The organism is Bosea sp. AS-1 (genome assembly GCF_002220095.1).
Lineage (GTDB): Bacteria > Pseudomonadota > Alphaproteobacteria > Rhizobiales > Beijerinckiaceae > Allobosea.
This window is the reverse complement of the sequence record NZ_CP022372.1, coordinates 545,829-569,193: the sequence shown is the minus strand read 5'-3', so window position 1 is coordinate 569,193 and position 23,365 is coordinate 545,829. Positions and strand designations below refer to the sequence as shown.

General features: G+C 65.6%; 29 protein-coding genes. 5 read left to right on the top strand and 24 right to left on the bottom strand.

Annotation, left to right across the window (positions count from 1 at the left end; all coding sequences use genetic code 11):
• Window positions 1–13: 13 nt before the first annotated feature.
• The 5 genes from CE453_RS04390 to soxY form a co-directional block, all read right to left on the bottom strand.
• Window positions 14–760, bottom strand: coding sequence for a c-type cytochrome (locus CE453_RS04390; protein ID WP_089173479.1), 747 nt, complete (start codon window positions 758–760; stop codon window positions 14–16).
• Entirely contained in the window at window positions 744–2,018 is a 1,275-nt protein-coding gene (soxC, locus tag CE453_RS04385) for a sulfite dehydrogenase (RefSeq protein WP_089173478.1), read from the bottom strand. The genes CE453_RS04390 and soxC overlap by 17 nt, the downstream gene beginning before the upstream one ends.
• Window positions 2,019–2,065: 47 nt before the next feature.
• Window positions 2,066–3,763, bottom strand: coding sequence for a thiosulfohydrolase SoxB (gene soxB / locus CE453_RS04380; RefSeq protein ID WP_089173477.1), 1,698 nt, complete (start codon window positions 3,761–3,763; stop codon window positions 2,066–2,068).
• A gap of 104 nt (window positions 3,764–3,867) precedes the next feature.
• Window positions 3,868–4,197: a thiosulfate oxidation carrier complex protein SoxZ gene (gene soxZ / locus CE453_RS04375; RefSeq protein ID WP_089173476.1), complete on the bottom strand. Its 330-nt coding sequence runs from the start codon at window positions 4,195–4,197 to the stop codon at window positions 3,868–3,870.
• Window positions 4,198–4,245: 48 nt separating this feature from the next.
• Complete coding sequence (gene soxY / locus CE453_RS04370; RefSeq protein WP_089173475.1) at window positions 4,246–4,710, bottom strand: thiosulfate oxidation carrier protein SoxY; 465 nt, start codon at window positions 4,708–4,710, stop codon at window positions 4,246–4,248.
• 167 nt (window positions 4,711–4,877) lie between these two features.
• Here soxY and soxA point away from each other — a divergent pair, with 167 nt between their 5' ends.
• The 3 genes from soxA to CE453_RS04355 are packed head-to-tail and all read left to right on the top strand — an operon-like array spanning window position 4,878 to window position 7,222.
• Window positions 4,878–5,708, top strand: coding sequence for a sulfur oxidation c-type cytochrome SoxA (gene soxA, locus CE453_RS04365; RefSeq protein ID WP_089173474.1), 831 nt, complete (start codon window positions 4,878–4,880; stop codon window positions 5,706–5,708).
• A 10-nt stretch (window positions 5,709–5,718) separates the two neighbouring features.
• Window positions 5,719–6,327, top strand: a complete 609-nt coding sequence (gene soxX, locus CE453_RS04360) for a sulfur oxidation c-type cytochrome SoxX (RefSeq protein WP_089173473.1) — start codon at window positions 5,719–5,721, stop codon at window positions 6,325–6,327.
• A 7-nt stretch (window positions 6,328–6,334) separates the two neighbouring features.
• Window positions 6,335–7,222, top strand: a complete 888-nt coding sequence (locus CE453_RS04355; protein ID WP_089173472.1) for an MBL fold metallo-hydrolase — start codon at window positions 6,335–6,337, stop codon at window positions 7,220–7,222.
• 66 nt (window positions 7,223–7,288) lie between these two features.
• On the opposite strand, the gene CE453_RS04350 is transcribed toward CE453_RS04355, so the two are convergent.
• Genes CE453_RS04350 through CE453_RS04340 form a run of 3 tightly spaced genes read right to left on the bottom strand, consistent with a single transcriptional unit; the run spans window position 7,289 to window position 8,835 of the window.
• A complete protein-coding gene (locus CE453_RS04350) occupies window positions 7,289–7,903 on the bottom strand; it encodes a rhodanese-like domain-containing protein (RefSeq protein WP_248307940.1) in 615 nt (204 codons plus the stop codon).
• A 39-nt stretch (window positions 7,904–7,942) separates the two neighbouring features.
• Complete coding sequence (locus CE453_RS04345) at window positions 7,943–8,398, bottom strand: DUF6691 family protein (RefSeq protein WP_089173471.1); 456 nt, start codon at window positions 8,396–8,398, stop codon at window positions 7,943–7,945.
• Window positions 8,399–8,406: 8 nt separating this feature from the next.
• Window positions 8,407–8,835: a YeeE/YedE family protein gene (locus tag CE453_RS04340; protein WP_089177696.1), complete on the bottom strand. Its 429-nt coding sequence runs from the start codon at window positions 8,833–8,835 to the stop codon at window positions 8,407–8,409.
• A 48-nt stretch (window positions 8,836–8,883) separates the two neighbouring features.
• On the opposite strand from CE453_RS04340, the gene CE453_RS04335 reads away from it, so the two are divergent.
• Window positions 8,884–9,294, top strand: a complete 411-nt coding sequence (locus CE453_RS04335) for an ArsR/SmtB family transcription factor (RefSeq protein WP_198302258.1) — start codon at window positions 8,884–8,886, stop codon at window positions 9,292–9,294.
• Here CE453_RS04335 and CE453_RS04330 read toward each other — a convergent pair.
• Genes CE453_RS04330 through CE453_RS29240 form a run of 3 tightly spaced genes read right to left on the bottom strand, consistent with a single transcriptional unit; the run spans window position 9,269 to window position 11,015 of the window.
• Window positions 9,269–10,342 (bottom strand): YeeE/YedE family protein, encoded by a 1,074-nt coding sequence (locus tag CE453_RS04330; RefSeq protein ID WP_089173469.1) that lies wholly within the window; start codon window positions 10,340–10,342, stop codon window positions 9,269–9,271. The two genes, CE453_RS04335 and CE453_RS04330, sit on opposite strands and share 26 nt — an antisense overlap.
• Window positions 10,343–10,373: 31 nt before the next feature.
• The gene (locus CE453_RS04325) at window positions 10,374–10,754 is read right to left on the bottom strand and encodes an ArsR/SmtB family transcription factor (RefSeq protein ID WP_089173468.1); all 381 of its coding nucleotides are present in this window, start codon (window positions 10,752–10,754) and stop codon (window positions 10,374–10,376) included.
• A gap of 12 nt (window positions 10,755–10,766) precedes the next feature.
• Complete coding sequence (locus CE453_RS29240; RefSeq protein ID WP_248307939.1) at window positions 10,767–11,015, bottom strand: thioredoxin family protein; 249 nt, start codon at window positions 11,013–11,015, stop codon at window positions 10,767–10,769.
• A gap of 212 nt (window positions 11,016–11,227) precedes the next feature.
• Here CE453_RS29240 and CE453_RS04315 point away from each other — a divergent pair, with 212 nt between their 5' ends.
• Window positions 11,228–11,758: a thioredoxin family protein gene (locus tag CE453_RS04315; RefSeq protein ID WP_089173466.1), complete on the top strand. Its 531-nt coding sequence runs from the start codon at window positions 11,228–11,230 to the stop codon at window positions 11,756–11,758.
• 66 nt (window positions 11,759–11,824) lie between these two features.
• Here CE453_RS04315 and ureG read toward each other — a convergent pair whose 3' ends face one another.
• The 13 genes from ureG to urtA form a co-directional block, all read right to left on the bottom strand.
• The gene (gene ureG, locus CE453_RS04310) at window positions 11,825–12,445 is read right to left on the bottom strand and encodes an urease accessory protein UreG (protein ID WP_089173465.1); all 621 of its coding nucleotides are present in this window, start codon (window positions 12,443–12,445) and stop codon (window positions 11,825–11,827) included.
• Window positions 12,442–13,146: an urease accessory protein UreF gene (locus tag CE453_RS04305; RefSeq protein WP_089173464.1), complete on the bottom strand. Its 705-nt coding sequence runs from the start codon at window positions 13,144–13,146 to the stop codon at window positions 12,442–12,444. The genes ureG and CE453_RS04305 overlap by 4 nt, the downstream gene beginning before the upstream one ends.
• Window positions 13,097–13,585, bottom strand: a complete 489-nt coding sequence (locus CE453_RS04300; RefSeq protein ID WP_089173463.1) for an urease accessory protein UreE — start codon at window positions 13,583–13,585, stop codon at window positions 13,097–13,099. Before CE453_RS04300 ends, CE453_RS04305 begins: the two co-directional genes overlap by 50 nt.
• Window positions 13,586–13,594: 9 nt before the next feature.
• Window positions 13,595–15,307: an urease subunit alpha gene (ureC, locus tag CE453_RS04295; RefSeq protein WP_089173462.1), complete on the bottom strand. Its 1,713-nt coding sequence runs from the start codon at window positions 15,305–15,307 to the stop codon at window positions 13,595–13,597.
• Complete coding sequence (locus CE453_RS04290; RefSeq protein WP_089173461.1) at window positions 15,307–15,612, bottom strand: urease subunit beta; 306 nt, start codon at window positions 15,610–15,612, stop codon at window positions 15,307–15,309. Before CE453_RS04290 ends, ureC begins: the two co-directional genes overlap by 1 nt.
• Before the next feature lie 4 nt (window positions 15,613–15,616).
• Entirely contained in the window at window positions 15,617–16,198 is a 582-nt protein-coding gene (locus CE453_RS04285; protein WP_089173460.1) for a HupE/UreJ family protein, read from the bottom strand.
• A 38-nt stretch (window positions 16,199–16,236) separates the two neighbouring features.
• Window positions 16,237–16,539, bottom strand: coding sequence for an urease subunit gamma (locus tag CE453_RS04280; RefSeq protein ID WP_089173459.1), 303 nt, complete (start codon window positions 16,537–16,539; stop codon window positions 16,237–16,239).
• A gap of 11 nt (window positions 16,540–16,550) precedes the next feature.
• A complete protein-coding gene (locus CE453_RS04275; protein ID WP_089173458.1) occupies window positions 16,551–17,387 on the bottom strand; it encodes an urease accessory protein UreD in 837 nt (278 codons plus the stop codon).
• 47 nt (window positions 17,388–17,434) lie between these two features.
• A complete protein-coding gene (gene urtE, locus CE453_RS04270; protein WP_089173457.1) occupies window positions 17,435–18,130 on the bottom strand; it encodes an urea ABC transporter ATP-binding subunit UrtE in 696 nt (231 codons plus the stop codon).
• 188 nt (window positions 18,131–18,318) lie between these two features.
• On the bottom strand, window positions 18,319–19,083 hold the full coding sequence (gene urtD, locus CE453_RS04265) for an urea ABC transporter ATP-binding protein UrtD (RefSeq protein WP_089177695.1): 765 nt from the start codon (window positions 19,081–19,083) through the stop codon (window positions 18,319–18,321).
• Between the two features lie 5 nt (window positions 19,084–19,088).
• Window positions 19,089–20,228 carry an urea ABC transporter permease subunit UrtC gene (gene urtC / locus CE453_RS04260; protein ID WP_089173456.1) on the bottom strand — a complete coding sequence of 380 codons (1,140 nt, stop codon included), beginning with the start codon at window positions 20,226–20,228 and terminating at the stop codon, window positions 19,089–19,091.
• Entirely contained in the window at window positions 20,225–21,826 is a 1,602-nt protein-coding gene (urtB, locus tag CE453_RS04255) for an urea ABC transporter permease subunit UrtB (protein WP_248307938.1), read from the bottom strand. The genes urtC and urtB overlap by 4 nt, the downstream gene beginning before the upstream one ends.
• Before the next feature lie 108 nt (window positions 21,827–21,934).
• Window positions 21,935–23,227: an urea ABC transporter substrate-binding protein gene (gene urtA, locus CE453_RS04250; RefSeq protein ID WP_472840976.1), complete on the bottom strand. Its 1,293-nt coding sequence runs from the start codon at window positions 23,225–23,227 to the stop codon at window positions 21,935–21,937.
• Between the last annotated feature and the right edge of the window lie 138 nt (window positions 23,228–23,365).

The window sequence follows — 23,365 nt, the reverse complement described above, 5'->3', positions numbered from 1 at the left end:
TGCGGCCCAGCCATCAATCCACCTTCGGCGCCGTCTTGGAATCCGGCGTCACGTCGAGCACCGTGGCACGGCCCGTAATCTTCACCTCGCTCTTGCAGTCCTTCATGCAGGGCTGCTTGCCCCAGAACGCCTTCTCGGTCGTCTCTCGATCGTCGTCGTAGAAGGCCGAGGCATTGGGCAGCTTGATCGAGGTGAAGTTCTTGTCCGAAAGCTCGAAATCCTCGTCCTTCACGATATCGTTGAGATAGAGGAGATAGGCCGTCAGGGCGTAGACCTCATCCGGCTGCAGCGATTGCGCATTGCCATAAGGCATGGCGCGATGGATGTAGTCGAAGACGGTGGACAGATCCGGCCAGAACGAGCCGATGGTCTTCTCCGGCCGGTCATCCTTCAGCGAGCCCTGCCCTCCGGCCAAAACCGGCCAGCGCGCATTGCCCTGCCCGAACTCGCCGTGGCAGGTCGCGCATTGCGCCTGGAAGATCTCGTCGCCCTGCCGGACAGTACCCTTGCCGGGAGGCAGGCCCTGCCCGTCCGGACGCACGTCGATGGACCATGCCTTGATCTCCTCGGGCAGCGCCTCGCGGCCGAGCCCGAGCTTCGCGGCTGCAGCCGGAGCCGCCGGGGCGGGCGCCTGCGCGGCATGGGGATGCTTCGCCGGCCCATGGTTCTTGTGCGACGGCTGCGCGAGAAGCGGCCCGGCGAGGGCCACGGCAAGGCCGGCGGCGCCGGCCAGAAGCGCGATCCTAGGAGATTTCGACATTCTCGGTCTCCCCATTCGGCTTCACATGCCAGGTCTGGATGCCGTTGTTGTGATAGATCGAATTGGCGCCGCGGATCTTGCGCAGCTCCTCCTTCGTCGGCTGGACGTAGCCGGTGGAGTCCATGGCCCGCGACTGCACCAGCAACTCCCCGCCGTTCCAGTCGAAATCGACGTAGAAGCGGGTCAGGGACTTGTCGAGCACCGGCCCGTCGATGCGCGCGCTCTGCCAGTTCTTGCCGCCGTCGAGCGTGACGTCGACGCGCTTGATCGTGCCGCGGCCGGACCAGGCGAGGCCCGAGAGCACATTGCGGCCCTTCTGTTTCAGTGGCGCCTGCGGCGACGGGTTGGTGACGACCGACTTGGCATCCATGAAGAAGGTGAAGCGGCGCGAGCGCCCGTCAGCCAGGAGGTCGGTGTATTTCGAGGTCTCCTCGCGCGCCATCCAGGGCATGTCGCCGACCTCGATGCGGCGCAGCCACTTGACCCAGAGATTGCCCTCCCAGCCGGGGATGACCGCGCGCAGCGGATAGCCCTGCTCCGGCCGCAACGCCTCGCCGTTCATGGCGAAGGCGATCAGCACGTCGTCGAGCGCCTTCTCCAGCGGCAGCGAGCGGTTCATGCCGGAAGAGTCGGCGCCCTCCAGCATTAGCCATTTCGCCTTCGGCTTCAGGCCTGCTTCGGCGAGGATCACCTTCAGCGGCACGCCGGTGTACATGACATTGTGGACCATGCCGTGCGTGAACTGGCAGCCATTGAGCTGCGAGCCCCGCCATTCCATGCCCGAATTCGCCGCGCATTCCAGGAAGTAGATGCGGTTTTCGCGCGGCATCCGCCTGATGTCTTCCATGGTGAAGACGAGCGGCTTCTCGACGAGGCCGTGGATCATCAGGCGGTGATTGGCCGGATCGATATCGGCGACCCCGCCGTGATGGCGCTCGAAGCACAGACCGGACGGGGTGATGATTCCGTCGAGATCGTGCAGCGGCGTGAAGTTCACGGAGGATTCCGGCGAGGCCGTCAGCCACGGCACGTCGCGCCGGATTACGTTCTTCTCGTAGCGCGAGGGCACGCCATAGGGGTGCTTGTCGACCCCTTCGCCGAGATAGCGGTTCCAGTCCTGGACGTCGGTGATCAGGGGATCGGGCTTGCCCGCCTCGGCGCGGGCGGAGCCGGCCGTGACGAGGCCTGCGCCGGCCAGGGCCGCGCCTCCCAGGAAGCGGCGCCGGCTCGGGGCCGGATCGTCTCGATGCGAGGTCATCGTCTCATGTCCTCCGATTGCGGGGGGGCGGTGCGGCACGGCAGCGCTCAGGCGCCGCTGACCTTCACCGCGGTGTTCGGCTTGAGGGAAACGGTCTTGGCCTTGGCGACGTGATCGCGCACGACATCCCAGATCGGCGGGCCTTGCGTGCCTTCATTGACGCTGGCCCAGCCCGAAACGACATAGCGCTTGCCGGCCTCGATCGGCTGACCCGTCTTCAGATGGGTGAGCTCCGAGATGCGGCTGCCCATCGACTGGGCGATGTCGATCGCGTAGCCCATGCCGCCGACGCGGACCATGTCGCCGCCGCCCTGGAAATACGGATCGGGGTGGAAGATGTTGTCGGCGACATCCTCCAGCACATCCTTGAGCTGCTGGCCCGTCATCTCCATCCGGTAGCAGTTCGGATAGGTGATGGCGGTGGCGTTGGTGATCGCCTCCCAGGTGATGGGATCGTTTGGCAGGAGCGTTCCGCCCCAGCGGAAGCCGGGCGACAGCGTGATCTCGGCATCGCGCTGCTCCATCATCGCGGCGCAGATCAGGTCGTCGAAGGTGCCGTTGAAATTGCCGCGCCGGTAGAGCAGCGCATCCGTGCGGCCTATCTCGCGGGCGAGGTCTGCGGCGTAGGGCTCGCGCGCCTTCCTGATCAGCGCCGCCATCTCGGCATCGGGCGCGATCGCGTCGGCGAAGACCGGCATCAGTTTGAAGCGGATATCGGACACCTTGCCGTCCTTGACCGCGATATCGAGCCGCGACAGGAACTTGCCATGCGAGCCGGTGGCGACGAGGGCCGTATTCCCGACGCGTACCAGCCCCGGCATGGCATCATGGGTGTGGGCGGTGAGGATGATGTCGATGCCCTTCACCCGCGAGGCGAGCTTGCGGTCGACATCGAAGCCGTCATGCGACAGCAGCACCACCACGCCCGCTCCTTCGGCGCGCGCTTCCTCGACTTGTTTCTGCAGCTCCTCCTCGCGAATGCCGAACTCCCATTCCGGGAACATCCAGCGCGGATTGGCGACCGCCGTGCGCGGCAGGGCCTGGCCGATGACGGCGACCTTGACGCCGCCCTTCTCGAAAACCTTGCGCGGCGGAAAGACCGGCTCGTTCCATTCCTTGTCGCGAATGTTCTGGGCGAGGAAGGCGAAGGGAGCGGCCTCGACGATCTCCTTGACGCGCTCGGCGCCGAGCGTGAACTCCCAATGCGAGGTCATCGCATCAACCTTCAGCGCGGACATGGCATCGACCATGTCCTGGCCCTTGGTCTGCAGCGCGCTCCAGCTACCCTGCCAGGTATCGCCACCATCGAGCAGCAATACCTTGTCGTCGCCGCGTTCGGCGCGGATCGCCTTCACCAGCGTGGCGATCCGGTCGAGACCGCCCATCCTGCCGTAATTGCGCGCGAGCTGGACGAAATCATCTGACGTCAGCGCGAAAGCATCGGGCGAGCCGGCCGCGACCTTGAAGTAATCGCGGAAGGCCGCGTCGGTCAGATGCGGCGGCAGGCCCTTGACCTCGCCGACGCCGAGATTGACCGAGGGCTCGCGAAAATGCAGCGGCATGAGCTGCGCGTGGATGTCGGCAAGATAGAGGATCGTGACCGTGCCGAGCGGGTCGAAGCGCAGGATGTCGGCCTGCGAGAGCTTCTGCTGGGCCGCGGCGCGCCCGAGCGGCCCGAGCCCGGCGGATACGGTCAATGCCCCAGCGGCAGCGGTCGCCTGCAGGAATTCGCGTCTCGAGATCATGACTCATCCTTCGGGCCCGCGCATGCCGCGCCCCGGGAAGTGATCGGATTGTCAGGCAATGACCCGGCGCCGCGCCCTCGCGCCCGCCGGGCGAAAGGCGGGCGTCAGCCCACCGTCAGCTTGCTCTTGGCGGTGTATTCCGAGCCGTCGTCATCCTTCCAGGCGAAGGTGAACTCACCGGACTCCGCCGCCTTGAAGAAGAAGGACTGGTAGGGATTGGCCGAGATCGCCGGGTTCCAGTCGGCGGCGAAGACGGGCTTGCCGTTGAAGCTCGCCGTGAACTTGTTGATGATCTTGCGCGGGATGGTCTCGCCCTTGGCGTCCTTGCGCTGGCCGGATTCCATCTCGTGCGAGATCAGGGTCTTGATCTCGATCATCTCGCCGGCGGCGGCTTTCGCGGGAACGCGCACCCGGGGCGTAGGCTTCGTGGTCATGAGTTTCCTCGCCTTCTTGGTTTTCTGATCAAGCTGGAAGGCGGCAGATCAGCCGCCGCAGCCGCCGATCGTGACCTTGACGTTGGCCTTGGCCGAATAGAGATCGCCATTCGACATCTCGGCGATGCAGATCACGTCCTGCGTCTGCGCGAGGCGCATGCGGGTCGCGGCAGAAGCCTTTCCGCAGGCCGGCGTGAACTGGTAACTGACGACGCCGGGTTGCGGATTGCCATCGGCGAAGACATGCACCGCCTTGACGTAATCGGCGTCCGTCATCGGGCTCTCGATCTCGACATTGACCGGCACGACGAGGCCGTTCTCGGCGATCTCGGGCACGTCGAGCTTGATCTTGCCCTGGGCCATCTTCTTGTCGCCGAAGAGCTTCTTGATCTCGGCCGCAACGGCCTTCTCGTCGGCGAAGGCAAGGCGCGGCGCGATCACCCCGGCAGCAAAAGCCAAGGCAGCGGCCTTGACGGCATCGCGGCGCGACAGCCCTGAAAGGCCTTTGTTCATGCGTGTTCCTCCCTGGAACTGGTCGATTTTTAAAGCTTGACGAAGCGACCGATCGCCGCACATCATTTGCACGTATCGTTATATTGTTTTTTTTGAATGTAAAGCCCGGAGCGGCTTTGCACCAAACCGCAGCATAAGCGGCCGATGGGGAAACGAAAGGGCGAGGGATGAGGATTCCGCTGATTGCGGCAGCCGTTCTGATGGCTGCCATGAGCCTGGCAAGCAGCCGGCTGGCCGCGCAATCGCCGCAAGACGACAGCGAAAAGGAGATCGAGCGCTACCGGCAGATGCTGTCGGATCCGTTCTCGAATCCAGGCTTCCTCGCCGTCGACCGCGGCGAGGCGCTGTGGAGCGAAGCGCGGGGCACGAAGAACGTCTCGCTCGAAGGCTGCGACCTCGGCGAAGGCCCCGGCAAGCTCGAAGGCGCCTATGCCAAGCTGCCCCGCTATTTCGCCGATACCGACAAGGTCATGGACCTCGAACAGCGGCTCCTCTGGTGCATGGACAAGGTGCAAGGCCTCGACACCAAGGATGTCGTTGCCCGCCGCTTCTCCGGCCCGGGCAAGGCCTCCGACATGGAGGATCTCGTCGCCTTCATCGCCAACAAATCCAACGGCCTGAAGATCGCGCCGCCGCTCTCCCATCCGAAGGAGAAGGAGGCCGCAGCCGTCGGTGAAGCGCTGTTCTACACCCGCGGCGGGGTCAACGACTTCTCCTGCGCCACCTGCCACGCCGAAGAAGGCAAGCGCATCCGCCTGCAGGGCCTCCCCAACCTCTCGGTCAAGGGCAAGGCCGCGCAGGAGACGATGGCCTCCTGGCCGACCTATCGTGTCTCGCAGAGCGCGCTGCGCACGATGCAGCACCGGCTCTGGGACTGCTATCGCCAGCAGCGCTGGCCCGTTCCGGAATATGGCTCCGACGCGCTGACCGCCCTGACCGTCTTCCTGGAGACCCGGGCGGAAGGTGGCGAGATCAACGTTCCGTCGATCAAGCGGTGAGGACCTGACGATGCTGAGACTGACCATCGCCCTCGCTGCCGGCCTCCTCGCAGCCAGCCAGGCCTGTGCCCAGGACCGCCCGAGCCAGGCCGTCATCGACGCCTATATCAAATCGACCTTCGGCAAGGCCTCGCCCGAATGGCAGGCCCGCATCAAGCCGGACGAGACGCTCGCGGTCTGCAACGCGACGCGCAACAACCCCTCCTCGGCGCAGTCCGACGAGATCCTGAAGCGCGAGGCAGGCCGCGTGACCTATCCGGCCGACGGCAAGTTCCTCGGCGACTGGAAGAAGGGTTACCAGGTCGCGAACAACGGTCGCGGCGGCCAGTTCTCCGACCCGCCCGGGACCGTCTCAGGCGGGAACTGCTTCGCCTGCCATCAGCTCGACCCCAAGGAAGTGAGTTACGGCACACTGGGTCCGAGCCTGTCGGCCTACGGCAAGGATCGCAAATATGATCCCGAGACCATCAAGGACGCCTACACCAAGGTCTATGACTCGATGGCAGTCGTCCCCTGTTCGAACATGCCGCGCTTCGGCGTCAACAAGGTGCTCACCGAGGAGCAGATCAAGGACGTGATGGCCTATCTGTTCGACCCCGAATCGCCGGTCAACAAATAGGCCGGGCATGCTGACGCGTCGTTTCCTGCTCGCCGCCGGGGTTGCAAGCCTTGCCGTCCCCGCCCGGGCGCAGGTGGTCACCACCTTCGGCTCCGAAGCAGAGCGCATCACGATCCTGAGCGACGGCGGCTTCGAGATGCCGCTGTCGACTCTGGCGCGCGACGTGCCGGCTGCCGAGATCGCCGCGCAGGCCGGGCCGACCGATCCCTTCCGGACGCCCCTGAACATCACCTGCCTGCGGCGCGGCAAGGAGTTGATCCTGTTCGATTGCGGAGCCGGTGCCAATTTCCTGCCCGGCACCGGCCAGTTGCAGGACAGCCTGCGCACCGCTGGCATCGAGCCCGAAGCGGTGACGCATGTGCTGTTCACCCACCTTCACCCCGATCATTTCTGGGGCGCGCTCGACGAGTTTGACAGCCCGCTCTTCCCGAACGCACGCTGGCTCGCCGCGGCGCGCGAGGTCGATTTCTGGACCGGCACTAAGGTGTACGACCAGCTACCGGCGGACCGACATGCCTTCGCTGCCGGTGCGCAACGCATCGCGAAGGGGCTCGCCGACCGGCTCGAGCGGGTGGAAGCGAAACGCGAATGGCTGCCGGGCATCGCCGCCGTCGAGACGGCCGGGCACACGCCGGGCCATGTCTCCTTCGCGCTGAACCCGGGCGGAAGCCCGGTGATGGTGTTGGGCGATGCGCTCACCCATCCGCGGATTTCCTTCGCTCATCCCGACTGGCGTCCGGCTTCGGATCAAGATGCCGAGCGTGCAGTCGCGACCCGCCGCCGGCTGCTCGACGAATTGAGCCGGAATGGCACGCGGGTGATCGGCTATCACCTCCCCGGCGCTGCCGGGCGCGTCGAGCGGCAGGGAACCGCCTATCGTTTCGTCGGCGCCTGACTCACCATGGCGGTTAATTCGCCGGCCGATCGTGAAGGACGGTCAGCCGGCAAATTTGCCTTCTCATCATCCGCCAATGCCGAGATAGAACTTCGCCTTGTCGGGCTTGAAGCTCCAGGGCAACCCGGCATTCCGCCAGCCATTGACGTCACGGTGGCCTGCCGCCGAAAGATCGCCTTCGAAGCCCTCATACTGGCTGTAGACCTGCGTGTAACCGGCCTCCGCCAGCTTGTCCGCCGCCCGTGCCGAGCGGTCGCCCGAACGGCACATCAGAATGACTCGGTCGGTCTTGGACAGCCCCTTTGCCGCAAGCAGTCGGCCGACATCCTGGGAGAAGGTGGCATTCGGCTCGAGCTTGTAGCGGTTCTCCTTGTCGTCCCAGTCCCAGAACTCGGTGACCTCGACGAAGGGCACGTTGCCGTCGATCAGCGGTGCCCAGCCGGTGAACATCATTTCAGCCCGCGTACGCACGTCGACGAACAGGGTCCTGGCGCCGTCCTTCGCCATCGCCTCGGCCGCCTCGCGCGGCGTCATGTAGAGGCCGAGCGTCGTCTGCTTCGGCTTGGGGACAGCTCCCGGCGAAGCGGATTTGGGTGAGGCGGGTTGCTGTGCATCGGCGCGGGCCGCGAGAGCGCCGACGGCTGCGGCACTCGCCAGCGTCAGGACGGTTCGACGGTTCATGTACGGACTCCTTCGGATCGGGTTCTGGAGCGGTGCGCTTCAGAAGCGTTGGCCATGCCGGACCGGACTGGCAGTGGCCGACGCCAGTCGGCGGGCTAAGGCCATGCCGATGGCCATGGCCACGATGAAGACGACGGCGGGCACGCCGCCCGTCAGCGTTGCGACGAGCGCAGGGCCAGGGCAGAGGCCTACAAGTCCCCAGCCAATGCCGAACAGCACGGCGCCGGTCGCAAGCTGCCCATCCGGCCTGCTCGCCATCGGGAGGACGAAGCGTTCCGCCAGCAGGGGCCGACCATATCCGAACACCATCCGGTATCCGATGAAGGTCACGACGATGCCGCCGGCCATGACGAAGATCAGGCTGGGATCCCAATTTCCGTGCGGAATGGCGCCAAGATCGAGAAAGCCGAGCACCTTCGTCGGGTCCGACATGCCCGCGACGATGAGACCGAGCCCGAAGACAAGGCCTGCGATGAACTGGATGAGGATCGACATCGGCTTCCTCACAGCACATGCCGGGCGACGAAAACGGTCGCGATCGCCGAGACCATGAAGATCGTCACCGCGACCGCCGAGCGTGGCGAAAGCCGCGAGAGCCCGCAGATGCCATGCCCCGAAGTGCAACCATTGCCCCAGACCGAACCGAAACCGACGAGTAAGCCTCCTCCGATCAGGACAGGGAGCGACGCAGCGATCTGCGGCACTGGCTGGCTGCCCGTCATCGCGAGATAGGCCAGCGGAGCCAGCACCAGCCCGGCAACGAACGCGACACGTCCGAGCATTTGGCCGTCTGCCTCAGGCGGAAGCAGCCGCGAGACGATGCCGCTGATCCCCGCAATCCGCCCCTGAAACAGCATCAGCATCACCGCGGCGACACCGATAAGCGCGCCGCCGACGAAGGAGGCGATGGGCGTGAAGCTCGGTGCGATCACGACGACCACCCCTCTCGAAGCACCTGCCGGCGAGCAAATATCCAGATATTGACCATCTATGTCTCACGAGGCATGATATTTAGCAGAAACAATATATATGGAAAATTGAATATATCAACTATCTTGACGGCCGACCCACCTGTTTCGGCCCCACCGATCGAGGAAGCTGCCGCACTGCTGTCCGCGATGGCGGGTCCGCGCCGGCTCGCCATTCTGTGCCGCCTCGCCGAAGGAGAGGCTTCAGCCCCGGAACTGGCCCGCATCACGGGTCTGAGCGCTCCCGGCGTCGCAGCTCATCTCGCGCAACTGCGCCGTCTCGGTCTGATCGCCGCGCGCCGGCAAGGCATCGCGGTTACGTTTTCGCTCAAGAGCCCACAAGCGAAGGCCGTGCTCGAAACGCTGCACGCGCTTTACTGCGCGCCGCACCCGACCATCAGCGCCGCTGCAACAGACCTCTGAGCGAACCTTCCATCAGGAAGGCGATGCCGATCCGCGCACCGAGCATCATGCCGGCGATCGCGAGTGGCCAGGACAACGCCATCATCGAGCCGGCGGAAATCCCCTGGCCGATCGTGCAGCCGCCGGCAAGAACGCCGCCTCCGCCCATCAGCATGGCCCCGACGAGATGGCGCCGCATCTCACGGTCGTCGTCAAAAGCTTCCCAGCGGAATTCCCGGTCGTAGAGCGCCGACAGGAAGGAGCCGAGCGTGACGCCGACGAGTGTCCCGATGCCGAATTCGAGCAGGGCGGCAGGTGCCGACAAGACAGCATAGAGAGCCCGACCGACCGGCGAGACGAATGTCAGGCTCTGCGCCCGCGGAACATGGTCGAAGGCATCGACGGCCACCCCGGTAACCCACCAGCCGGCCACGACGCTGAGCCCCAGCGTCGCGCCGGCCATCAGCAGACGCGGCGACCGGCGCAGTCGCGGATCGGCGGCCACCGCCGCCACCAGCACCACCACGGCGATCGCCGTGAGTCCCAGGCGCGAATGTGGTGCGCCGAGATAGGCGAGCACGCTATCCAGATCGCCCTTCAAGCCGCCCGGGACCGGCCAGGCGACCTTTTCCAGCACTTCGATCCGGACAGGCGCCAGCATGCCCCGCAGCGTGGCATAGGCGACCGAACCGAAAACCATCATCACGATCAGGCTGCGCAAATCCCCGGAGCCGAGGCGCACGAGCGAACCGAAGCTGCAGGTGCCGACCAGCGCCATGCCGAGCCCGAACATCGTGCTGCCGACGGCGATCGACAGCCATGGCAATGCCGGCTGCACATAGGTCGAGTTCGACGGGTCGAGCAGGCCGAGAGCGACCAGCGACTGCGTGCCGGCTAGGGCGATTGCCAGCGCGAGACCGAAAATCCGCAGGCGGCGCGTGTCGCCGCCCATCCACGCGTCTTCGACCGCCCCGAAGGAACACAACCGCGCGCGCCGCACCGTGAACCCGCAAGCCGTTCCGACCAGCAAGCCCGCCAGCGTTGCGCCCCAGGCCGAAAGCTCGGTCATGGCAAGTGGATCGGAGCGACCGAGCCAACGATCACGACTGGCTCAGCTCGGAGGGCTCGGTGCCGCAGAAGATGTCGTAGATCACGGAAATGACGCGCCGGACATCGTCGTTGGCAAGGCTGTAATACATCGCCTTGCCGTCCCGCCGCGTCGTCACCAATCGGTCGAGCCGAAGGCGGGCGAGCTGTTGCGAGACCATCGGCTGCCGCAGCGACAGAAGGTTTTCGAGCTCCGTCACCGTCCGCTCCCGCTCGGCGAGCAGGCACAGCAGCAACAGGCGGTTCTCATGCGACAGCGCCTTCAGGAAGTCGCTGGCCCGGCGCGCCTTGCGCATGAGCTGGTCGAGCTCGGGGGAGAACTCGGCGCCGTCGCGCAACTCGTTTTCGAGTGCTTTCGAGACGATCGCAGTCATCCTGTCTCCACCTCAAGGCTTCGGGTCGGCGTCGTGCTTGTCCATGCCAGCTACGAGCGACCCGAGCAAACCCCAAAACATGTCGTCGTTGAGATAGCCGGTAATCCGGCCGATCTCCTGGCCCTTGTCAACGAGAACGAAGGTCGGCGCGGCAATCACCGGCTCCTTCAGGCTCGCATCGCGAACACCACCGGCCGGAACCTCGACGCGCCGCAGTGGGGCCAGCTTCCCCTCCTGCGTCTTCCCGTAGACGGGCGCCACCTCGCGCTCGAAGCGAAGGCAGAAGGGACAACCGTCCCGCCTGTACATGACGAGCTCGGCCGCAAACGCCGGCACCGGCAACCAAGCGCACAGCAACAGGGCTGCTGCCGCACTCCGCACCCAATATCCCCGGCTTGCAATCATCCGCCTAATATAGTCGTATTCATATGTTTATACCAGAGAGCCGAAACGCCGATGCCGGAGGCAACGCGATGACCACCCGACGGAGCCTGCTGGCAGCCGCATCGGCGATCCTCGGCGCGCCATTGCTGGCGCTGCCCGCCCGGAGCAAGGCCCGGCTCGGCGAGGACGGGCTCTACCAGCTCGACTGGTATCTGGAGAGCTTCCTCGAGCTTGCCGACGACCTCGCCTCCGCCACCCGCGACGGCAAGCGTTTCGCGATCCTGTGGGGTCTACGAAACTGCCCGGCCTGCCGGCGCATGCACGAGGTCCATCTCGCCGACCCAGCAACCGAGAGCTACATCCGCGACAACTTCGCGATCCTCCATCTCAACATCCTGGGCGCGCGCGAAGTCACGGATTTCGACGGCGCGAAGCTTCCAGAAAAGCGGTTCGCAGCCCGCTACGGGATCATCGGAACGCCGGCGATCCAGTTCTTCCCCCCGAGCTCTGCAGGTTTGGCCAATCGGCAGCCGCGCGATCGGGAAGTGGCGCGCATGGAGACGCTTCCGGAACCGCAGGAATTCCTCGCCATCTTTCGCAAGGTCCGAGAGACCAGCTAAGCCCCGGATGAGAGCTGGCGCTGAGCGCTCGCTCCGATCGACCCGACCTGCTCGCACGATCCGGCGTCACACGGCCGCAAGGCCGCCTTCCCGCTCGATAAAGGCCACGACCTCGCAGAGACCCACGCTCCGGTTCAGGTCGCTGAAGACGAAAGGCCGGCCGGCGCGCTGCTTTTCCGTGTCCGAACGCATCACGTCGAGATTGGCCCCGACATAAGGCGCGAGGTCGATCTTGTTGATGATCAAAAGGTCCGAGCGGGTGATGCCCGGCCCGCCCTTGCGCGGGATCTTCTCGCCACCGGCGACGTCGATGACGTAAAGCGTGATGTCGGCGAGATCGGGCGAGAAGGTCGCCGCGAGGTTGTCGCCACCGGATTCGATGAAGACCACGTCGAGATCGGGAAAGCGTCGCCGCATCTCGGCGATGGCGGCGAGGTTGATCGAGGCATCCTCGCGGATCGCGGTATGCGGACAGCCGCCCGTCTCGACGCCGATGATGCGCTCTTCCGGCAGCGCCTGCAGCCGGTTGAGGATCAGCTCGTCCTCCTTGGTGAAGATGTCGTTGGTGACGACGGCGACCGAATAGCGGTCCCGCATCGCCTTGCAGAGCTTCTCGGTAAGCGTGGTCTTCCCGACGCCGACCGGGCCGCCGATGCCGACCCGGAGCGGACCATTGGGGGAGTTCACGAGCGAAAGACCCTTGAATACTGCGTTTCGTGGTTCATCGACAGGATGTCGGCGCGGATGGTGCAGGAGCCGAGATCGTCGAGCGTCGACACAGCCCCATGCTGGGCGGTTTGCAGGACGACCGGCTCCAGCGCAGCGAGCGTCGCAACCCCATCGCGCTGGCCGAGCGGCACCAGCCGGACACAGGCCTGGACAAGGTTGGACGCAAAGGCGTGGAGATAGGCGACGAGCGTATCCTCCAGCGCGACGCCATGGCGTACGGCCGATGCGCCGACGGCCACCGGATAGGCGACCGACCCCTCCCCATCCATCGCCCGCTCGCCGCTCCAGGCCGCCATCGCATCGACAAAGGCGCCTCCCTGCAGCGTCGTCTCCATATGGCGCTCGCGCGATCCCGCGATCGCGCCCGCGAGTTCCGCGACGTGAGCGATGCTGGTTCCAGCAACCGTACTGCGCCACGCTTCCGCAAGCAGCACCGCATCGTTCCAGGCCGAGCCGCGCTCCAGCAGCACCTCCAACCATTCGCTCAGGCTCATACGGTCCCGGATCAAACCATCATGGATCGCCCGCTCCAGACCGTGGCTATAGGCGAAGGCTCCGACGGGGAAAGCCGGGGACAGCCACGTCATCAGCCGAGCGAGCGCGACCGCGTCAGTCATGATGGTGATCGTGCGCGTGACCATGACCATGCTGGTGCCCATGACCATGATCATGCGCGGGGGCGTGATAGGCGCCATGGACCGGTTGGAAACGCGCGACGACCTCCCGGACCGACGCGCCAAGGCCCTCCAGCATGGCCCGAATGACATGGTCGCGCCGGATCAGGATCCGATCCTGGTCGATCTGCGCCGGCAGGTGGCGGTTCCCGAGATGCCAGGCGAGATGGCGCAAGGGGCAGACTCCCGGCAGCACTTCGTAAAGCTCCTCCTCCGCCGCGAGGACCGCGATGGTGCGGCCGTCCTCCAGCACGAGCCGGTCGCCATCGGCAAGAAGAACCGCTTCGGGCAGATCGACCAGCACCTCCTCGCCTTGATCCGAGGTGATGCGCTTGCGGCGCAGATGGCGCGCTGCATGGTCGAGCCGGATCGTGCCGGCAGGTTGGCCGGTGCCACCGTGGCTACGGGAAATGGCACGAAGCATGACTTGACCTCAGAACAGGAAATAGCGCTGCGCCATCGGCAGCACGGTCGCAGGTTCGCAGGTCAGGAGTTCGCCATCGGCTCGAACCTCGTAGGTCTCGGGATCGACCTCCATATGCGGCGTGGCGTCGTTGAGGATCATCGAAGCCTTGGAGATGCCGCCGCGCGTGTTCTCGACGGCGAGCATGCCCTTGGCGACGCCGAGCTTCTCCTTCAGGCCATTCGCCATCGCGGCCTGGCTGACGAAGGTGACCGACGAGACGGCCGGAGCACGGCCCATGGCTCCGAACATCGGCCGGTAATGCATCGGCTGCGGCGTCGGGATCGAGGCGTTCGGGTCACCCATCGGCGCGGCTGCGATCATGCCGCCGACCAGCACCATCTCCGGCTTCACGCCGAAGAAGGCCGGGCTCCAAAGCACGAGATCGGCCCGCTTGCCCACCTCGACGGAGCCGACATGCTTCGACAGCCCCTGCGCGATCGCCGGGTTGATCGTATATTTCGCGATGTAGCGGCGCACGCGGAGATTGTCGTTGTCGCCGACCTCATCCGACAGGCGCCCGCGCTGAACCTTCATCTTGTGAGCGGTTTGCCAGGTGCGGATCGCCACCTCGCCGACGCGGCCCATCGCCTGACTGTCGGAGGAGATGATCGAGAAGGCGCCGATATCGTGCAGGATGTCCTCGGCCGCGATCGTCTCCTTGCGGATGCGGCTCTCGGCGAAGGCGATGTCCTCCGGGATCGAGGGCGACAGGTGGTGGCAGACCATCAGCATGTCGAGATGTTCGGCGATGGTGTTCTGCGTGTAAGGCCGCGTCGGGTTGGTCGAGGACGGGATGACGTTGCTGAGCCCGCAGACCTTGATGATATCCGGCGCATGGCCGCCGCCGGCGCCTTCCGTATGGAAAGCGTGGATGGTACGGCCCTTGAAGGCCGCGACCGTGTCCTCGACGAAGCCGCTCTCGTTCAACGTATCCGTATGGATCATGACCTGAACGTCATGGTCATCGGCGACGGCGAGGCAGTTGTCGATCGCGGCCGGTGTCGTGCCCCAGTCCTCGTGGAGCTTGAACGCGCAGGCGCCGCCCTCGATCATCTCGATCAGCGCGGCTGGCTTCGAGGCATTGCCCTTGCCGGAGAGGCCGAGATTGATCGGCACCGCGTCGAAGGACTGGATCATCCGGCCGAGATGCCAGGGGCCCGGCGTACAGGTCGTCGCCAGCGTGCCATGGGCCGGGCCTGTGCCGCCGCCGAGCATGGTGGTGACGCCGGACATCAGCGCCTCGTCGATCTGCTGCGGGCAGATGAAATGGATATGCGCGTCGACGCCGCCGGCGGTGAGGATCTTGCCCTCGCCCGCAATCGCTTCCGTTCCCGGGCCGATGACGATGGTGACGCCGGGCTGCGTATCCGGGTTGCCGGCCTTGCCGATGGCGACGATCCGCCCATCCTTCAAGCCGACATCCGCCTTCACGATGCCCCAGTGATCGACGATCAGCGCATTGGTGATGACGGTGTCGACCGCGCCCTCGGCGCGGCTCGCCTGGCTCTGGCCCATGCCGTCGCGGATGACCTTGCCGCCGCCGAACTTCACCTCCTCGCCATAGACCGTGAAATCCTTCTCGACCTCGATGATCAGGTCGGTATCGGCGAGGCGGACACGGTCGCCGACCGTGGGCCCGTACATCTGCGCATAGGCGGCGTGGGAGAGCTTGGCCGGCATCAGAGTTTCCCCATCACCTTCTGCTGGAAGCCGTAGACGGCGCGCGCGCCGCCGAGCGGCACGAGGCGGACCTCGCGCTGCTGGCCGGGCTCGAAGCGCACGGCCGTGCCAGCGGCGATATCGAGCCGCATGCCGCGCGCCAGCGTGCGGTCGAAATCGAGGGCGTCGTTGGTTTCGAAGAAATGGTAGTGCGAGCCGACCTGGATCGGCCGATCCCCGGTATTGGCGACGAGCAGCGTGACCTGTTCGGCGCCCGCGTTGAGGATGATATCGCCCGCTGCGGGAAAGACCTCTCCGGGGATCATCGCCTCAGGCTCCGGTAACGAGCCAGAGGCCGCCGAGCGCGGTCAGGCCACCGGCGATACGCGCCGCGATCCGGCCGCGATGCGAGAGCGCATTGCCGGCCAAGCCGATGCCGACGCCGACCGCGTGCAGAAGGGCGGTTGCCAGCGCGAAGCCGATCATGAAGGACAGGCTCGTCGCCTCGCCCATCTCGCCGCCATGAGCATAGCCGTGGAACAGCGCGAAGAAGCCGACCACGGCCATCCCGGCAACGACCGGCACCTGCAGCGCGACCAATGCCAGCAGGCCGAGCACCACGACAGACGCCGCGATGGTCGGCTCAACGAAGGGCAGGCCGATGCCGGCGAGCGCTGCCGCGAAACCGAGCATCATCGTGGCGATGAAGGCGGTCGGAATGGCCCAGACAGCGCGACCGCCGACGAGGAAGGCCCAGAGGCCGACGCCGACCATCGCCAGGATATGGTCCGCGCCAAAAAGCGGATGCGAGAATCCGGCGGCAAAAGAGCCGTGCTCAGCCGGATTGAGATGCGCGAAGGCCGGGCTCGCGGCACCGACGCTCAGGATCAGGGCGATCGACAGTCTCTTCATGGCAATCTCCGGCTTGCGCTCTCAGCGGATCGGCAAATTCAACGAATGGGCTCATGGACGGTGACGAGCTTGGTGCCGTCCGGGAAAGTGGCCTCGACCTGCACGTCGTGGATCATCTCGGCGACGCCTTCCATGACCTGCACGCGGCTAACGACATGAGCGCCCGCTTCCATGAGATCGGCGACGCTGCGACCGTCGCGTGCGCCCTCGACGACGAAATCGCTGATCAGGGCGATGGCCTCGGGATGATTGAGCTTCACGCCACGTTCGAGCCGGCGCCGGGCGACCATGGCAGCCATGGAGATCAGGAGCTTGTCTTTCTCGCGTGGGGTGAGGTTCATGCGATCGGTTCCTAGAGTTGCCAGACCTTGGGCAGCGGACGGCCGCCCAGGAGAAGCGTCAAGAGCGGCTCCAGCCGCCGCCGGAGCGCAAGGCCGGTCTCCTCGACCAGCCGCGCGAGAAACTTGCCGTTCCAGGCGCTGGCGCCGCCGCTCGGCCCGATGATCGCGCGGGCCTGATCCAGGAAGCGCTCGGGCACGGTGCCCGCGAACAGCACCGTCGTCATGGCACGGCCACCGGCCATAGCGGGCTGCGCCGCGAGACGGGCCGCGATATCGCCTTCGACGCGCAGATCATCGGCGAAGATCAGGCGGCCGTCGCGCCGGATGCGCCAGCGATCGTGCAGGTGACCGTTGCGCAGCGTCTCGCCCATCGCCTGCCGGCCGAACAGCACGGCCTCGACCGCGACCAGCTCGGCATCCTCAGCGAGATCGACGTCGAGCGCGCGGGACAGGCGCCCGCCATCGAACAGGATCGTTTCCTGCGGCAGCCAGGCGAGCCGGGCACCGGGCGCAAGGCGCAAGCGATTGGTCACGACGGCATCGGCTCCCGTCGAGCGATAGATGCGCTCGCAGGCCTGCGTGGTGACACTCGCGGCGGCTCCGGCTTCAAGGGCTACCTCCGCGCCGAAACGGTCTCCCCCGGTCAGCCCGCCTGCCGTGTTGATAAGGATGGCCTGCGGATCATCCGCTCCAAGCGGGCGCGGGAAACGCAGCTTCGCGCAGCCCTCCTGAAACAGCCGATCGAGACAAGTTTGACCGTCGCGCGAGCGGAAGCTCACGCTCGCCTGCCCATAGGCGCGCTGCATCCGGATCGGAACCGCTCTCTGGAGATCGTCAATCGCCAGCATCGTCAGGGCCGCTTCGTATGCAGCAAGGTTTGCAGAAGACGCTGCATCTAGACCTGAATCAAGCGCTGAACCTGCGCCCCGTCGAGCTCGCTCATCGGGCCGGACAGCACAACCTCGCCGCGATCCATGACAAACATCGTGTCGGCGAGATCGCGGGCGAAGTCGAAATACTGCTCGACCAGCACGATCGCCATGCCGCCTTTCTGGCGGAGATAGTCGATGGCGCGGCCGATATCCTTGATGATCGAGGGCTGAATGCCCTCGGTCGGCTCGTCCAGCACCAGCAGCCTGGGTCGGGTGACCAGCGCCCGCGCGATCGCGAGTTGCTGCTGCTGGCCACCCGAGAGGTCTCCGCCGCGCCGGCCCAGCATCGACTTCAGCACGGGGAAGAGGTCGAAGAGTTCATCCGGGACGAAGCGCTCGCGGCGCTTCAGCGGCGCAAAGCCGGTCTCCAGATTCTCCTTCACCGTCAGCAGCGGGAAGATCTCCCGCCCCTGCGGCACATAGGCGATGCCGGCCCGCGCGCGATCCTCGCTGCGCAGCGCCGAGATATCCTCTCCGTCAAGGCGGATATGCCCCCCGGAAATCGGCTGATGGCCGACGATGGCGCGCATCAGCGAGGTCTTGCCGACGCCGTTGCGGCCCATCACGCAAGTGACCTTGCCGGTCTCGGCCGTGACGGAGACGCGGCGCAGCGCCTGGGCGGCGCCGTAGTGCAGGTTGATGGCGTCGACGGTCAGCATCGTGTCGCCTCCACCCTGACCTCGCAGGAAAAAGCGCGCGTCATCCCGGGCGGAGCGAAGCGCAGACCCGGGACCCATGCCGGAACCTTCATCAAAAGCGCTCCGGAATGGATCCCGGATCGGCGCCGCTGCGCGGCTTGTCCGGGATGACAGCGGAGGAGGAGCAAGGCGAGTGTCACGATCATCCCTCACCGCCCCAGATAGACTTCGACGACGCGCTCATTGGCGCTGACCTGGTCGAGCGGGCCTTCCGCCAGCACCGAGCCTTCGTGCAGCACCGTGACCTTCACGCCGAGCTCGCGGATGAAGCCCATGTCGTGCTCGACGACGATGACGGAATGGTCCCGGGCGATCTCCTTGAGCAGTACCGCCGTCTGCGCCGTCTCGCCATCCGTCATGCCGGCGGCGGGCTCGTCGACGAGCAGGAGCTTCGGATCCTGCGCCAGCAGCATGCCGATCTCCAGCCACTGCTTCTGGCCATGCGAGAGCGAACCGGCGAGCCGGTCGCGCCTGTCGGCGAGGCGGATGATGCCGAGGATGTCGTCGATGCGCTTCTGCTGCGGGCTTTCAGTCTTCCAGAGCAGCGTCTTAGCCACCGTGCGCTTCGACTTCAGCGCGAGCAGGATGTTGTCCTCGATCGTGTGGCTGTCGAAGACGGTCGGCTTCTGGAACTTGCGGCCGATGCCGAGATTGGCGATGGCGGCCTCGTCGAGCTTGGTCAGGTCGACCGAGCCGCCGAACATCACCGTGCCGATATCGGGCTTGGTCTTGCCGGTGATGATATCCATCATCGTGGTCTTGCCGGCGCCGTTGGGGCCGATGATGGCGCGCATCTCCCCCGGTTCGATGGTCAGAGACAGGCCGCGAATGGCCTTGAAGCCGTCGAAGGAGACGCTGACACCGTCGAGGTAGAGCAGCGAGGAGGTGAGAGCGCCGGGCACGGGAGCGTTCATCGCCTTCACTCCGCCGGGGCCGGCTCGGCGGCCGGGGTGCCATCCGGCTTGCGACGACGCGCCCACAGGGCTTCGGCTGTGCCCAGAATGCCCTTGGGCAGGAAGAGCGTGACGACGACGAAGAGGCCACCGAGCGCGAAGAGCCAGTACGGCGCCATGAAGCCGGAGGTGAACAGCGTCTTGGCCCAATTGACGACAACGGCACCGAGCGCCGCACCGACCAGCGTGCCGCGCCCGCCGACCGCCACCCAGATCACCGTTTCGATCGAGTTGGCCGGGGCGAATTCGCTCGGATTGATGATCCCGACCTGCGGGACGTAGAGCGCTCCGGCCACGCCTGCCATGCAGGCCGAAACGGTGAAGACGAAGAGCTTGAAACGGTCGACCCGGTAGCCGAGGAAGCGCGTGCGGGACTCGGCATCACGGATCGCGATGACGACCTTGCCGAGCTTCGAGGCGACGATGCCACGCGCGATCAGGAAGCCGGCCGCCAGCATCACGCAGGTCATCGAAAACAGGGCGGCGCGCGTGCCCTGTGCCTGGATGTTGAAGCCCAGGATGTCCTTGAAGTCGGTCAGGCCGTTGTTGCCGCCGAAGCCCATATCATTGCGGAAGAAGGCGAGCAGCAGCGCATAGGTCAGCGCCTGGGTGATGATCGAGAGATAGACGCCGGTGACGCGCGAGCGGAAGGCGAACCAGCCGAAGACGAAGGCGAGCACGCCGGGCACGGCCAGCACCATCAGCATGGCGAAGGGGAAGGAGGAGAAGCCCCACCAGTACCAGGGTAGTTCCTGCCAGTTCAGAAAAACCATGAAATCAGGCAGGATCGGATTGCCGTAGACGCCGCGCGCGCCGATCTGGCGCATCAGGTAAAGGCCCATGGCATAGCCGCCGAGCGCGAAGAAGGCGCCATGGCCGAGGCTCAGGATGCCGCAATAGCCCCAGACCAGATCGAGCGAGACCGCGAGCAGCGCGTAGCAGAGATATTTGCCCCAGAGCGATAGGGTCGAGGTCGGGACATGGAAGGGCGAGGATGCCGGCAGCAAAAGGTTCGAGAGCGGCACCAGCACGGCCAGGCCCAGCAGGATCGCGAGGAAGATGCCGCCGCGCCGGTCCATGTTCTGGAGGAGGAAGCGGGTGATCATGCTTCCACCGCCCTGCCCTTCAGCGCGAACAGGCCGCGCGGGCGCTTCTGGATGAAGAGGATGATGCAGACGAGCAGCGCGATCTTGCCGAGCACGGCGCCGGCATAGGGTTCGAGCAGCTTGTTGGCGATGCCGAGCGTCATCGCGCCGACCAGCGTGCCCCAGAGATTGCCGACGCCGCCGAAGACCACGACCATGAACGAGTCGATGATGTAGCTCTGGCCGAGATTGGGGCTGACATTGTCGATCTGTGAGAGCGCGACGCCAGCCAGCCCCGCGACGCCCGAGCCGAGTCCGAAGGTCAGCGCGTCGATGCGCCCGGTACGGATGCCCATGGCCGAGGCCATTCGGCGGTTCTGGGTGACGGCGCGCATCTGCAGGCCCATCGGCGTCAGCTTCAGGATGGCGAGCAGCGCGGCGAAAACCAAAGCCGCAAAGACGATGATCCAGAGGCGGTTATAGGTGATCGCCAGGCCGCCCAGTTCGAAGGCGCCTGACATGAAAGACGGCGCGCCGACCTCGCGATTGGTCGGACCGAAAGCGGTGCGCACCGCCTGCTGCAGGATCAGGCTGATGCCCCAGGTCGCGAGCAGCGTCTCCAGCGGGCGGCCGTAAAGGAAGCGGATGATGCCGCGTTCGATGGCGATGCCGACCGCACCAGCGACGATGAAGGCGGCCGGCAGCGCGATCGCCAGCGACCAGTCGAACAGCCAGGGCGCATTCGTGCGGATCAGCTCCTGTACCACGAAGGTTGTGTAGGCGCCGAGCATGACCATCTCGCCATGGGCCATGTTGATGACGCCCATGACGCCGAAGGTGATCGCAAGGCCGATGGCGGCGAGCAGCAGCACCGAGCCGAGCGAGAGCCCGTACCAGAGGTTCTGTGCGGCGGCCCAGAGCTTCAGCCGGCCTTCGATCGCGATGATCGCCTTGGCTTGTGCCTCCTTGAGGGCTGGTGTCGCATCGCCCGGCAGCGCGCGCAGCGTGGCAAGCGCATCCTGATCCCCGCGCTCATGCAGCACCTCGATCGCCGCGAGCCGGTCGAGCGGCTGCGCATCGGGCTTGATCATCCAGATCGCCGCCTGAGCCTGGCGCAACGCAGCGAGGGCGCGCGGATCGCTCTCCTTGCTCAGCGCCGTCTCGACGATCGGTAGCAGGCCGGCATCGCGTGACTTGAACACGGCTTCGGCTGCAGCCCTGCGTTTCGCCGGATCCGGACTGAGCAGGCCGAGGCCGCCGAGCGCGGCCTGCACGGCGCGGCGCACGGCGTTGTTGAGGCGAACGGGCTTTATGCCCTCCGGCGCGGCCGGCAGCACCTGACCGGTTCGGGCGTCGACGAAGCCATCTGCGGTCGTCTTCACGACCACACCGGCCGATCCCGCGAGCAGGCGGCCGTCATTCAGGGCCTCGACAATCAGCGCGGCATTGGGATGGGCGGTCGAAACGAGGATCTCGATCGCGCGCGCGGTATCGGAATAGCTGTCGGCAGCGAGCCGCACGAAGGCTCCGTCGGCGGTCTGTGCGAAGGAGGCGATCGAGGCCGCGACCAGCGCGACGACGATGACGACCGCATGCTTCAGGCGGTGGAAGATCGACATCGACACAATTCGCATTTCGGCTGGTTCTTGCCTGGAAAAGCAGCGTCGCAGGGCGGCGAATGAAGGGCGGCCGGGATGTTTCCCGTGCCGCCCTCCCCCCTCATGATCTCAGGCGCCGCCACCGCATTTGTTGGTCTTGACGTTGAAGTTGCCGCACTTCTTCTCGACCCAGTCGCCGACCAGGTCCTTGGAGCCGTCGAGCTCCTTCGACCACGCGTCGCCCGGCACGAGACCCGCGGTCTTCCAGACCACATCGAACTGGCCGTCTTCCTTGATCTCGCCGATGAAGACCGGCTTGGTGATATGGTGGTTCGGCAGCATCTTCGAGATGCCGCCGGTGAGGTTCGGGGCCTCGATACCGGGTAGAGCGTCGATGACCTTGTCCGGGTCGGTCGACTTGGCCTTCTCGACCGCCTTCACCCACATGTTGAAGCCGATGTAGTGGGCTTCCATCGGGTCGTTGGTGACGCGCTTCGGGTTCTTGGTGAAGGCCTGCCACTGCTTGATGAAGGCCTCGTTCTCGGGGATCTTGATCGACTCGAAGTAGTTCCAGGCGGCGAGATGGCCGACGAGCGGCTTGGTGTCGATGCCTGCAAGCTCCTCTTCGCCGACCGAGAAGGCCACGACCGGGATGTCGGTCGCCTTGATGCCCTGGTTGCCGAGCTCCTTGTAGAAGGGAACGTTGGCATCACCGTTGATGGTCGAGACCACCGCCGTCTTCTTTCCGGCCGAACCGAACTTCTTGATGTCGGAGACAATGGTCTGCCAGTCGGAATGACCGAAGGGCGTGTAGTTGATCATGATGTCCTCGGGCTTCACGCCCTTGGACTTCAGATAGGCCTCGAGGATCTTGTTGGTCGTGCGCGGATAGACGTAGTCCGTGCCCGCGAGCACCCAGCGCTCGACCTTCTCCTCCTTGGCGAGATAGTCGACGGCAGGAATCGCCTGCTGGTTCGGCGCGGCGCCGGTATAGAAGACGTTGCGCTCGCTCTCCTCGCCCTCGTACTGGACGGGATAGAACAGGATGTTGTTGAGCTCCTTGAAGACCGGCAGCACCGATTTGCGCGACACCGAGGTCCAGCAGCCGAAGGTGGCCGCGACCTTGTCCTTGGTGATGAGCTCGCGCGCCTTCTCGGCGAAGAGCGGCCAGTTCGAAGCGGGATCGACGACGACGGCCTCGAGCTTCTTGCCGAGCAGGCCGCCCTTCTTGTTCTGCTCCTCGATGAGCATCAGCATGACGTCCTTCAGCGTCGTCTCGGAGATCGCCATCGTGCCCGAGAGCGAATGAAGAATGCCGACCTTGATGGTCTCCTGCTGCGCCGCCGCCGGCCGCCAGGACGATCCGAGGAAAGCGGCACCGGCCAGGGCCGTGCCGAGAAACTCACGACGATTGCTGCTCACGGACATCTCCCGAAGGAATGCAGGTTGGCGGCGTCCCCTCGACACCGACGAGCCTCGAGGCCCGCAAGCCAAGCTTCGCAAGCGATGTGCCAACGTCCTGCTTAGGCCCGTTCAAGCCTGTAAATCAGCCCTTTTCCC

Coding starts and splice junctions, on each gene's coding strand:
- urtC (WP_089173456.1), bottom strand. CDS start 20,228: ATGATCACCCGCTTCCTCCTCCAGAACATGGACCGGCGCGGCGGCATC.
- urtE (WP_089173457.1), bottom strand. CDS start 18,130: ATGCTGACCGTCGACGCCATCAACCTGCACTACGGCGCCGCCCAGGCG.
- CE453_RS04275 (WP_089173458.1), bottom strand. CDS start 17,387: ATGCTGGCGATTGACGATCTCCAGAGAGCGGTTCCGATCCGGATGCAG.
- CE453_RS04390 (WP_089173479.1), bottom strand. CDS start 760: ATGTCGAAATCTCCTAGGATCGCGCTTCTGGCCGGCGCCGCCGGCCTT.
- CE453_RS04355 (WP_089173472.1), top strand. CDS start 6,335: ATGCTGACGCGTCGTTTCCTGCTCGCCGCCGGGGTTGCAAGCCTTGCC.
- CE453_RS04350 (WP_248307940.1), bottom strand. CDS start 7,903: ATGAACCGTCGAACCGTCCTGACGCTGGCGAGTGCCGCAGCCGTCGGC.
- urtD (WP_089177695.1), bottom strand. CDS start 19,083: ATGAACGCTCCCGTGCCCGGCGCTCTCACCTCCTCGCTGCTCTACCTC.
- CE453_RS04315 (WP_089173466.1), top strand. CDS start 11,228: ATGACCACCCGACGGAGCCTGCTGGCAGCCGCATCGGCGATCCTCGGC.
- urtB (WP_248307938.1), bottom strand. CDS start 21,826: ATGTCGATCTTCCACCGCCTGAAGCATGCGGTCGTCATCGTCGTCGCG.
- ureC (WP_089173462.1), bottom strand. CDS start 15,307: ATGCCGGCCAAGCTCTCCCACGCCGCCTATGCGCAGATGTACGGGCCC.
- soxA (WP_089173474.1), top strand. CDS start 4,878: ATGAGGATTCCGCTGATTGCGGCAGCCGTTCTGATGGCTGCCATGAGC.
- soxB (WP_089173477.1), bottom strand. CDS start 3,763: ATGATCTCGAGACGCGAATTCCTGCAGGCGACCGCTGCCGCTGGGGCA.
- CE453_RS04280 (WP_089173459.1), bottom strand. CDS start 16,539: ATGAACCTCACCCCACGCGAGAAAGACAAGCTCCTGATCTCCATGGCT.
- CE453_RS04345 (WP_089173471.1), bottom strand. CDS start 8,398: ATGTCGATCCTCATCCAGTTCATCGCAGGCCTTGTCTTCGGGCTCGGT.
- soxC (WP_089173478.1), bottom strand. CDS start 2,018: ATGACCTCGCATCGAGACGATCCGGCCCCGAGCCGGCGCCGCTTCCTG.
- soxZ (WP_089173476.1), bottom strand. CDS start 4,197: ATGACCACGAAGCCTACGCCCCGGGTGCGCGTTCCCGCGAAAGCCGCC.
- CE453_RS04305 (WP_089173464.1), bottom strand. CDS start 13,146: ATGGGCACCAGCATGGTCATGGTCACGCGCACGATCACCATCATGACT.
- soxY (WP_089173475.1), bottom strand. CDS start 4,710: ATGAACAAAGGCCTTTCAGGGCTGTCGCGCCGCGATGCCGTCAAGGCC.
- CE453_RS04325 (WP_089173468.1), bottom strand. CDS start 10,754: ATGACTGCGATCGTCTCGAAAGCACTCGAAAACGAGTTGCGCGACGGC.
- CE453_RS04300 (WP_089173463.1), bottom strand. CDS start 13,585: ATGCTTCGTGCCATTTCCCGTAGCCACGGTGGCACCGGCCAACCTGCC.
- CE453_RS04290 (WP_089173461.1), bottom strand. CDS start 15,612: ATGATCCCCGGAGAGGTCTTTCCCGCAGCGGGCGATATCATCCTCAAC.
- CE453_RS04330 (WP_089173469.1), bottom strand. CDS start 10,342: ATGACCGAGCTTTCGGCCTGGGGCGCAACGCTGGCGGGCTTGCTGGTC.
- CE453_RS04285 (WP_089173460.1), bottom strand. CDS start 16,198: ATGAAGAGACTGTCGATCGCCCTGATCCTGAGCGTCGGTGCCGCGAGC.
- soxX (WP_089173473.1), top strand. CDS start 5,719: ATGCTGAGACTGACCATCGCCCTCGCTGCCGGCCTCCTCGCAGCCAGC.